General features: G+C 70.2%; 7 protein-coding genes and 2 pseudogenes. 8 read left to right on the forward strand and 1 reads right to left on the reverse strand.

Annotated elements, in window-relative coordinates:
- Window positions 1-311: pseudogene (locus tag DMH12_RS34320) on the reverse strand (hypothetical protein); the annotation flags it as partial.
- A gap of 213 nt (window positions 312-524) precedes the next feature.
- Here DMH12_RS34320 and DMH12_RS34325 point away from each other — a divergent pair.
- From DMH12_RS34325 to DMH12_RS34360, 8 genes and pseudogenes are all read left to right on the forward strand, one after another.
- Window positions 525-1,691: a mandelate racemase/muconate lactonizing enzyme family protein gene (locus DMH12_RS34325; protein ID WP_125495250.1), complete on the forward strand. Its 1,167-nt coding sequence runs from the start codon at window positions 525-527 to the stop codon at window positions 1,689-1,691.
- Complete coding sequence (locus tag DMH12_RS34330) at window positions 1,688-2,698, forward strand: zinc-binding dehydrogenase (protein WP_125495251.1); 1,011 nt, start codon at window positions 1,688-1,690, stop codon at window positions 2,696-2,698. The genes DMH12_RS34325 and DMH12_RS34330 overlap by 4 nt, the downstream gene beginning before the upstream one ends.
- Window positions 2,699-2,844: 146 nt before the next feature.
- The gene (locus tag DMH12_RS34335; protein WP_125495252.1) at window positions 2,845-3,816 is read left to right on the forward strand and encodes a hypothetical protein; all 972 of its coding nucleotides are present in this window, start codon (window positions 2,845-2,847) and stop codon (window positions 3,814-3,816) included.
- Window positions 3,817-3,914: 98 nt separating this feature from the next.
- Window positions 3,915-5,024: a multiple monosaccharide ABC transporter substrate-binding protein gene (chvE, locus tag DMH12_RS34340; protein ID WP_125495253.1), complete on the forward strand. Its 1,110-nt coding sequence runs from the start codon at window positions 3,915-3,917 to the stop codon at window positions 5,022-5,024.
- 32 nt (window positions 5,025-5,056) lie between these two features.
- Window positions 5,057-6,616, forward strand: coding sequence for a multiple monosaccharide ABC transporter ATP-binding protein (gene mmsA / locus DMH12_RS34345; protein WP_125495254.1), 1,560 nt, complete (start codon window positions 5,057-5,059; stop codon window positions 6,614-6,616).
- Complete coding sequence (mmsB, locus tag DMH12_RS34350) at window positions 6,613-7,857, forward strand: multiple monosaccharide ABC transporter permease (RefSeq protein ID WP_125495255.1); 1,245 nt, start codon at window positions 6,613-6,615, stop codon at window positions 7,855-7,857. Before mmsA ends, mmsB begins: the two co-directional genes overlap by 4 nt.
- A gap of 145 nt (window positions 7,858-8,002) precedes the next feature.
- Window positions 8,003-9,151 carry an aldose epimerase family protein gene (locus DMH12_RS34355; protein WP_125495256.1) on the forward strand — a complete coding sequence of 383 codons (1,149 nt, stop codon included), beginning with the start codon at window positions 8,003-8,005 and terminating at the stop codon, window positions 9,149-9,151.
- A gap of 102 nt (window positions 9,152-9,253) precedes the next feature.
- Window positions 9,254-10,720, forward strand: a pseudogene (locus DMH12_RS34360) (pyridoxal phosphate-dependent aminotransferase); the annotation flags it as partial.

The following is a 10,720-nucleotide window of genomic DNA, read 5'->3' on the forward strand; positions in this document are numbered from 1 at the left end:
TCCGTGCCGAGTTCGGCGAGGCTCAGTCCGCCGGCCGCCAGGACGAAGCCCGCGGTGACGAACAGGGTCCGGCGGCGGCGCCGGCGGTGCGCGGCGGCCTTGCGGTCGCGGCGGCTGGAGCGGGCGCCGGGCGGGGTGTCGTCCGGGGCCTCGTCGGCCGCGTCCGTGGCGTCGGCGGGCCTGGGCGGGGGGAGCGCCCCGGTCGCCGTCAGGGGCGGCTCGGCGGCGCGGAGTTGCTCGACGGGCGTACCGCACCCGGGGCAGGCGAGAGCGCCGTTGAGGTGCCGTCGGCACGGGTGGCAGTAGTCCATGACGCGGGAAGGTTAAGTTCCGGGGCGGCCGTGTTCCTAGAGGCGGCTGTGAAGGTTGTGTGGGGAATGGTCCGGACCTCGCCGCCGGACCTGTCGAAACTGCCGAAACCGTTATGTGTGCGACCCATTGACACCCCGACCACCCCGTCCTTACTGTCACGCCAGCATTTCGAACGAGTGACGAAATATCGAACAGAGCGAGGGGCAGCCGCCGTGCGCATCACCGGAATCAGCACACACGTGGTCGGGACGCCGTGGCGGAACCTGACCTACGTCCAGGTGCACACCGACGAGGGCGTCACCGGCGTCGGCGAGACCCGGATGCTGGGGCACACCGACGCCCTCGTCGGCTACCTGCGGGAAGCCGAGGCCAACCACATCCTCGGCTCCGACCCGTTCGCCGTCGAGGACCTGGTGCGCCGCATGAAGTACGGCGACTACGGCCGCGCCGGGGAGATCGTGATGTCCGGCATCGCGGTCGTCGAGATGGCCTGCTGGGACATCAAGGGCAAGGCTCTCGGGGTCCCCGTCTGGCAGTTGCTGGGCGGCAAGGTGACCGACAAGGTCAAGGCGTACGCCAACGGGTGGTACACGACCGAGCGGACGCCGGAGGCGTACCACAAGGCCGCGCAGGGGGTCATGGAGCGCGGGTACCGGGCGCTGAAGATCGACCCGTTCGGCACCGGGCACTTCGAACTGGACCAGCAGCAGACGAACTACGCCGTGTCGCTGATCGAGGCCGTGCGGGACGCCATCGGGCCCGACGCCGAACTGATGCTGGAGATGCACGGCCGGTTCTCGCCCTCCACCGCCGTGCGGCTCGCCCGCGAACTCGCGCCGTTCAAGCCGGCCTGGCTGGAGGAGCCGGTCCCGCCGGAGAACCTCAAGGCGCTGCGGAAGGTCGCCGAGAAGGTGGACATCCCCGTCGCCACCGGAGAACGCATCCACGACCGGATCGAGTTCCGCGAGCTGTTCGAGGACCAGTCGGTGGACGTCATCCAGCCCGACGTCGGCCACATCGGCGGCATCTGGGAGACCCGGAAGCTGGCCGCCACCGCCGAGACGCACTACACGCTGGTCGCCCCGCACAACGTCGGCGGCTCCGTCCTCACCGCCGCCTCCCTCCAGGTCGGCTTCACCTCGCCGAACTTCAAGATCCTGGAGCACTTCAACGACTTCGCGGACGCGGAGATCAAGAAGGTGGTCAAGGGCGCCCCGCAGGTGGACCCGGAGGACGGGTGCTTCCACCTGTCCGACGCGCCCGGCCTCGGCGTCGAGCTGGACACCGACGCGGCGGCCGAGTTCCCGCAGCAGCAGGCCCGGTTCGACCTGTGGGCCGAGGGCTGGGAGCAGCGCAAGCCCAAGGGGACGCAGGGATGAGCGGCGCGGTCGCGGTCGTCGTCGAGGCGCCGGGGGCGCACCGGCTGGTGGAGCACGAGCCCGCCGAACCCGGCCCCGGCGAGGCGCTGGTGCGGGTGCACGCCGTCGGGATCTGCGGCAGCGACCGCGAGGTCTACCAGGGCAACCGGCCCGAGGGGTACGTGCGTTACCCGCTCACCCCCGGCCACGAGTGGTCCGGGACCGTGGAGCGGACCGGCGCCGGGGTGCCCGCGTCGCTGGCCGGCCGGAAGGTGGTGGGCGAGGGTTTCCGCAACTGCCAGGTGTGCGACCGCTGTCACGCGGGCGAGACGACGCTGTGCACGGCGGGGTACGAGGAGACGGGGTTCACCCGGCCGGGCGCGATGGCACCCACGCTCACCCTGCCCGCGCGGCTGCTGCACGTGCTGCCCGACGACGCCGACCTCACCGCCGCCGCGCTCCTTGAGCCCGCGGCCTGCGTCGCCGCCGCCGCCCTGAAGGCCGGCGCCCGGCCCGGCGAGCGGGTCGCCGTCGTCGGCACCGGCACGCTCGGCATGTTCGCCGTGCAGTTCCTGCGCGCCGCCTCCCCCGCCGAACTGCTGGTCGTCGGCACGCGCGGGGACCGGGAGGCGCTGGCGCGGCGGTTCGGCGCGAGCGACTTCCGCACCAGGGACCGCCCGCTCCCGGACGACTTCGACCTCGTGATCGAGACCGCCGGGTCGGCGGACGCCGCCCGCACGGCCGCCGCGCTGCTGCGCAGGGGCGGGCGGCTGGTGCTGACCGGCATCCCGGCGCCGGGCGCCGACGGCCTCGACCCGACCGACCTGGTGGTGCGGCAGCTGGAGGTGCAGACCGTCTTCGGCGCGCCGCCGGACGCCTGGGCGCACACGGTGCGGGTCTTCGCGGCCGGCCTGCTCGATCCGCGTCCGCTGGTGACGCACGAACTGCCGCTCGATGGGTTCCCGGAGGCCATCGAGCTGGTGGGGTCCGGCGATCCGAAGGTCGGCAAGGTGCTGCTGCGGCCATGACCCCGTCCCCCGGCTCCGGATCCTGAGCCGTACGCCGGTGCGGGGGCGACCTGACGGCCTCCGTACCGGCGTACACCCACCGGACCGCGCCGCTCGCGCTCTGAGCCGCGAACTTCGTCCGACATACCGAACACTAAGGACAGCTTGTGACCGACGCTTCCGCCCCGGCCTCCGCACGCAGGCCAGGTGAGCCGGCGCTCACCGCTCTCGGGCTGGCCGCGCCCGCCCCCGTTCCCGCCGACGCCTCGCCGCACTCCTTCCCGGACGGTGGCCGCTGGCGCACCGAGATCCCTTCCTGCGAGGGGCCGGAGGCGCTGGCGGTGGTGCTGAAGGAGTCCTCGCGGCTGGACGTGCCGATCCACCGGATCAGCCAGGGCAGCGGTGTGTGGATGCTGACCGACGCCGAGATCACCGAGATGGTCGAGGCCACCGCCGAACGCGACATCGAGCTCTGCCTGTTCACCGGCCCGCGCGGCACCTGGGACATCGGCGGCTCCACCCGCACCGACTCGGGCGGGGCGGGGCTCAGGGCGCGCGGCCACGACGCGGTCGCCGGCTGCGTCGAGGACGCCGTCCGGGCGACGGAGCTGGGCGTGAAGTGCCTGCTGGTCGCCGACGAGGGCGTGCTGTGGACGCTGCACCGGGCGCGGGCGGCCGGTCTCCTGCCCGCCGACACCACGCTCAAGCTCTCCGCGCTCGTCGGCCCGGTCAACCCGGCCTCGTACGCGGTCTACGAGCGGCTCGGCGCCGACTCCATCAACGTGCCCAGCGACCTGACGCCGGATCACCTGACCGAAATACGGCGGGTTTCGGCCGCGCCGATGGACCTGTACATCGAGGCCCCCGACGACCTGGGCGGCTATGTGCGCATGTACGAGATCGCCGAGCTGATCCGGCGCGGCGCCCCGCTGTATCTGAAGTTCGGCCTCGCCAAGGCGCCCGGCATCTACCCGTACGGCCACCACCTGCGCGAACTGACGCTGGCCAGCGCCAAGGAGCGGGTGCGGCGCGGACGGCTCGCGCTCGACCTGCTCGCCCGGCACGGGGCGGACGGGGACATGGCCCCGCCCGGCACGCGGCTGCCCGGGCCGCTCAACCGGTTCGAGATCTCGTCATAACGTTCCGGAAACTCCCTTCACAAAAGAAGACACAGCCGCGCACAATCCCACACACCTGCTCTCGGACCGAGCCCTGACCCACATCAAGGATGATGACCATGCGCAACCGCAGAGCCGCCCTCGCCGCCATAGCCTCCGCCGCCTCCCTCGCCCTGACGCTGACCGCCTGCGGCCAGAACAGCGAGGGTGGCAGCGAGGAGGACAAGGGCGGTGCCGACGGCGCCACCATCGGCATCGCGATGCCCACCAAGTCCTCCGAGCGCTGGATCACCGACGGCGCCAACGTCGAGAAGGAACTGAAGGCCAAGGGGTTCGAGACCAAGCTCGTCTTCGGCGAGGACGACCCGGACCAGCAGGTCTCGCAGCTCGAGAACATGATCACGCAGGGCGTGGACGCGCTGATCGTGGCCGCGATCGACAACAAGTCCCTGGGCAACGTCATGCAGCAGGCCAAGGACGCCGACATCCCCGTCATCTCCTACGACCGGCTGATCCTCGGCACCGAGAACGTCGACTACTACGCCTCGTTCGACAACGAGAAGGTCGGCGAGCTGCAGGGCGGTTACATCGTCGACAAGCTCGGCCTGAAGGAGGGCAAGAAGGGCCCCTTCAACATCGAGCTGTTCGCCGGCTCCAACGACGACAACAACACCAGGTACTTCTTCCAGGGCGCGATGAACGCCCTGAAGCCCTACATCGACAAGGGCCAGCTGGTCGTGCGGTCCAAGCAGACCGACCTCAACCAGGTCACCACCCTGCGCTGGGACGGCGGCACCGCGCAGAAGCGCATGGACGACCTGCTCACCTCCAGCTACCGCAGCGCCCGGGTCGACGCGGTGCTCTCGCCGTACGACGGCATCTCCATCGGCATCCTGTCCGCCCTGAAGTCGGACGGCTACGGCTCCGGCAGCAAGCCCATGCCCGTCGTCACCGGCCAGGACGCCGAGATCGCCTCGGTGAAGTCGATCAAATCGGGCCAGCAGACCCAGACCGTCTTCAAGGACCTCCGCGAGCTCGCCAAGGTCGCCTCGAACATGGTCGACGCGGTCCTGAACGACAAGAAGCCCGAGGTCAACGACACCAAGTCGTACGACAACGGCTCCAAGGTCGTGCCCGCCTACCTGCTCGAGCCGGTCAGCGTCGACAAGTCCAACTACGAGAAGGTCCTCGTCGACGGCGGCTACTACAGCGCGGACGACCTCAAGTAACCGGGCCCCCTCAAGGATTGGAAGGCACGACCATGGCGGGACCCGTCCTGGAAATGCGCTCGATCGTCAAGACCTTTCCCGGCGTCAAGGCGCTGTCGGACGTCACACTGACCGTCCGCCAGGGCGAGGTCCACGCCATCTGCGGGGAGAACGGCGCCGGCAAGTCGACCCTGATGAAGGTGCTCTCCGGCGTCCATCCGCACGGCAGCTACGAGGGGGACATCCTCTTCGAGGGCGACACCTGCCGGTTCAAGGACATCCGGGCGAGCGAACAGCACGGCATCGTGATCATCCACCAGGAGCTGGCGCTGGTGCCGTATCTGTCCATCGCCGAGAACATCTTCCTCGGCAACGAGCACGCCAAGCGCGGGCTGATCGACTGGAACGAGACCCTCAGGCACGCCGCCGAACTGCTGCGCCGGGTCGGTCTGGACGAGCACCCCGAGACGCGGGTCGCGGACATCGGCGTGGGCAAGCAGCAGCTCGTGGAGATCGCCAAGGCGCTCTCCAAGAAGGTGAAGCTGCTCATCCTCGACGAGCCGACGGCGGCGCTCAACGACGAGGACAGCGGCAAACTGCTGGACCTGATCCTCCAGTTGAAGGAACAGGGCATCACCTCGATCATCATCTCGCACAAGCTGAACGAGATCCGCCGGGTGGCCGACTCGGTCACGATCCTGCGCGACGGGCGCTCCATCGAGACGCTCGACGTGAAGGCGGCGGAGACGACCGAGGACCGGATCATCTCGGGGATGGTCGGCCGCGACCTGGAGAACCGCTTCCCCGACCGGACGCCGCACCACCCCGAGGAGGGGGCGGCGCCCGCCCTGGAGATCCGCAACTGGACCGTGCACCACCCCATCGACCAGCAGCGCAAGGTGGTCGACGACGTCTCCATCGAGGTCCGGCGCGGCGAGATCGTCGGCATCGCCGGGCTCATGGGCGCCGGCCGCACCGAGCTGGCGATGAGCGTCTTCGGCCGCACCTACGGCCGGCACACGGCCGGCACCGTCCTCAGGGACGGCACCGAGATACGTACCAAGACCGTTCCCGAGGCGGTCCGGCACGGCATCGCGTACGTCACCGAGGACCGCAAGCACTACGGCCTCAACCTCATCGACACCATCAACCGGAACATCTCGCTGACCGCCCTGGGCAAGGTCGCCAAGCGGGGTGTCGTCGACGAGCACGGCGAGCGGCAGGTCGCCGAGGGCTACCGCAAGTCCATGAACATCAAGGCGCCGACGGTCTTCGAGCCGGTGGGCAAGCTGTCCGGCGGCAACCAGCAGAAGGTCGTCCTCAGCAAGTGGATCTTCGCGGGTCCCGAGGTGCTGATCCTGGACGAGCCCACGCGTGGCATCGACGTGGGCGCCAAGTACGAGATCTACACGGTCATCGACCGGCTGGCCGCCGAGGGCAAGGCGGTCGTCTTCATCTCCTCCGAGCTGCCGGAGCTGCTCGGCATGTGCGACCGCATCTACACCATGGCCGCGGGACGGCTGACGGGTGAGTTCTCGCGGGCCGAGGCATCGCAGGAAGCGCTGATGCGTCGGATGACGAAGGACAAGACGGACAAAGAGGTAACGCGATGAGCACGGACGTGACCGCCAAGACCCCGGCCCCGGCGCCGCCCGGGAAGGGCGGATCAGCCGCCGGCGACGGCCTGTTGCGGCTGGTGCTCGACGGCATGCGGCGCAACATGCGCCAGTACGGCATGCTGATGGCCCTCGGCCTGATCGTGGTGCTGTTCGCCGTGTGGTCCGACGGCGACCTGCTGCTGCCGCGCAACGTGTCCAACCTGGTGCTGCAGAACAGCTACATCCTGATCCTCGCGATCGGCATGATGCTCGTCATCATCGCGGGCCACATCGACCTGTCGGTCGGCTCGCTGACCGCGTTCATCGGCGCGATGGCCGCCGTGCTCATGGTCGACAACGACCTCCCCTGGCCGCTCGCGGTGGTGCTCTGCCTCGCCATCGGCGCGGCCGCCGGAGCGGTGCAGGGGTTCTTCATCGCGTACCTCGGCATACCGTCGTTCATCGTGACCCTCGCGGGCATGCTGCTCTTCCGCGGTCTGACGGAGATCTTCCTGAAGGGCCAGACGCTCGGCCCGTTCCCCAAGGACCTCCAGAAGGTCGCCAACGGCTTCCTGCCCGAGGTCGGGCCGAACACCAACTACCACAACCTGACGCTGCTGCTGGGCTTCGCCCTGGTCGCCTTCGTGGTCTACCAGGAGGTCCGCGACCGCAAGCGGCAGCAGGAGTTCTCCCTCGACGTGCTGCCGGCCAAGCTGTTCTGGCTCAAGGTGGTCGCACTGGTCGCCGCGGTGCTCGTCGTCACGCTGCTGCTCGCCAGTTACAAGGGCGCGCCGGTGGTGCTGCTCATCCTGGGCGTGCTGGTCGTCGGCTTCGGCTACCTCATGCGCAACGCGATCCTCGGCCGCCACATCTACGCCATCGGCGGCAACCTGCCCGCGGCCAAGCTGTCCGGCGTGAAGGACAAGAAGGTCACCTTCCTGGTCTTCCTGAACATGGGCATGCTCGCGGCGCTGGCCGGCCTGGTCTTCGCCGCCCGCTTCAACGCGGCCTCCCCCAAGGCGGGCCTCAACTTCGAGCTGGAGGCCATCGCCGCCTCGTTCATCGGCGGTGCCTCGATGAGCGGCGGCGTCGGCACGGTGCTCGGCGCGATCATCGGCGGTCTGGTCCTCGGCGTGCTGAACAACGGCATGAACCTCGTCGGGATCGGCACCGACTGGCAGCAGGTCATCAAGGGCGCCGTACTGCTGGCCGCGGTCGGGTTCGACGTGTGGAACAAGCGGCGGGTCGGTTCCTAGAGAACCGGAGAAGGGGTCCGTTCGGGCCGTACGGAGACCGGCGGGCCGGTGGCGGCTGGTCGTGCCCACGCGGCGCAGCCGCAGATCGACACAGCCCCGCGCCCCTGAGGGGGCGCTTCCATCAACCCACTTGAGGAGTTGCCGGATGGAATGGAACAGGCGCACGGTCGTCACCGGCGCAGCCGCCGTCGGTCTCACCGCCGCCGCCCTCGGCGGCACCGCACACGCCACGGGAGGCACGAAGCCGGTGAAGGAACTCTTCGGCAGGCTCGCCGACGGGACGAAGGTGTACCGCTGGTCACTGGAGAACGGCGGCACGCGGATGAAGGTGCTCTCCTACGGCGGGGCCGTCCAGTCGCTGGAGATCCCCGACCGCCGGGGCCGCCACGCGAATGTCTCCCTGGGCTTCGGCAACCTCGACGACTACGTGGCTTCCAGCCCCTACTTCGGTGCCCTGATCGGCCGTTACGGCAACCGCATCGGCAAGGGCCGCTTCACCCTGGACGGCAAGGAGTACCAGCTCTCCGTCAACGACGGCGAGCACAGCCTGCACGGCGGTGCGCGAGGCTTCGACAAGCGGGTGTGGGACGTCGAGCCGTTCACCGACGGCCCCGACGTCGGCCTGGTCCTGCACTACACCGGCGTCGACGGCGAGATGGGCTACCCGGGCACGCTCCGGGCGCGGGTGACGTACACGCTCACCCGGCGAGGGGACTGGCGCGTCGACTACGCGGCCACCACCGACCGGGCCACCGTCGTCAACCTCACCAGCCACGTCTACTGGAACCTGGCCGGTGAGGGCAGCGGCACGGTCGAGGACCACGAGCTGTCGATCGCCGCCTCCCGCTACACGCCCACCGACGCGGGCCTGATCCCGACCGGTGAGCTGGCGCGGGTGTCCGGAACGCCCTTCGACTTCCGCCGGGGCAAACCGGTGGGCCGGGACATCCGGGACAACCATCCGCAGCTGGTCACCGCGAAGGGCTTCGACCACAACTGGGTGCTGGACAAGGGCGTCACCGACCGCCCCGAACACGTCGCCACCCTGCGCGACCCCGGCTCGGGCCGCACCCTGCGCATCGCCACCGACCAGCCCGGCCTCCAGTTCTACTCGGGCAACTTCCTGGACGGCACCCTGACCGGGACCGGCGGCGCGCTCTACCGCCAGGGCGACGCCCTGTGCCTGGAGACGCAGCACTTCCCGGACTCGCCGAACCAGCCGTCGTTCCCGTCGACGGTGCTGCGGCCCGGACAGACGTACCGGACCTCGACGGTGCACTCGTTCGGCGCGTGAGGGCACACTTTCTTCACACGCGTTGAACGACGCCCCTCCCGCCTCCGTATGTAAGGGCGGCCCGCACCTCCCCGCGCGGGCCGCCCACCTACGGAGGTCCTTTTGTCCGGCAACGTCACCTCGCTGTTCCGCAGCACCGCGGCGCACAGCCCGTCGATGGCTGCGCTGGCGCGGGAGGGCGGGGACGAGGCGGGTGCCGGCCCGGTGGACTTCTGCATTCCGTGCAATCCGTACTTCCCCACCCCGGCGATGTTCGACGAGATGGCCGTCCGGCTGCGGGACATCATCACGTACTACCCGAGCAGCGCCGACACCATCACCGCCGAGCTGTGCAGCCTGCTCCAGCTTCCGCCGCAGTGCGTGGCGATGGGCAACGGCTCCACGGAGCTGATCACCTGGATCGACCACCTGCTGGTGCGGGAGTCCCTCGCCGTCCCCGTCCCCACGTTCGGCCGCTGGACCGACCAGCCCATGGAGACCGGCAAGCGGGTCGACATGTTCCCGCTCCAGGAGTCCGGCGGCTTCGCCCTCGACCTCGCCCGGTACGCCGAGTTCATCCGCGCTCGCGGCACCCGGGTCGCCGTGATCTGCAATCCCAACAACCCGGACGGCGGCTATCTGCACAAGCAGGCGCTGGTGCAGTTCATGGACGCGATGGCGGACCTGGACCTGGTCGTCGTCGACGAGTCGTTCCTGGAGTTCGCCGACGCGGAGGCGGAACCCAGCGTGGTCCAGGAGGCGATGCTGCGCCCCAACGTGGTCGTGCTGCGCAGCCTCGGCAAGAACTTCGGGCTGCACGGCATCCGCTTCGGCTACCTGGTCGCCAACCCGGCGCTCGCGGGCCGGGTGCGCGCCATGCTCCCCAAGTGGAACCTCAACTCCTTCGCCGAGCACGTGGTGTTCATGCTGCGCGACCACGGCGCCGAGTACGCGCAGAGCCTGCACCAGGTCCGCCGCGACCGCCTGGAGATGGCCGGCCAGCTGTCCGCGCTGCCCGGACTGACCGTCTACCCCTCCCAGGGCAACTTCCTCTTCGTGCGCCTCCCGGTGGGCGCGGAGGGCACCGTCGTCCGGGACCGCATGCTCACCGAGCACCGGGTCCTGGTCCGCGAGTGCGGCAACAAGATCGGTTCGTCCAGCCGCTTCCTGCGTCTCGTGGTGCGCCCCCAGGTGGACGTACGTCGCCTGGTGTCCGGCCTGGAACAGGTGCTCTACGGGTCCAGGAGGGGAGCCGCCGTGCCCGAGCCGGCCACCGGGACCGGCTACAGCTCGGGCACGGCGGCGGTGGACCGCCTGATGACCCAGACCAACGGGGCCGGCATGCGGGCGATCGCCGCCCAGGCCGCCGGTGCCGGTGTCCCGGGGTTCGCCGACGCTCCCCCGGGCCGGCCCCCGGGACCGGCTACAGCTCGGGCACGGGGGGGGTGGCCCGCCTGAGGCCCCAGACCAACGGGGCGGGCATGCGGGCGATCGCCGCCCAGGCCGCCGGTGCCGGTGCCCCGGGGTTCGCCGACGCCCCGGCCGCCGGTACCGGCATGCCGCTCCCCGCCGCGGTGCCCCCGCAGACCC

The sequence above is a fragment of the Streptomyces sp. WAC 04229 genome, from assembly GCF_003947455.1.
Classification (GTDB): domain Bacteria; phylum Actinomycetota; class Actinomycetes; order Streptomycetales; family Streptomycetaceae; genus Streptomyces.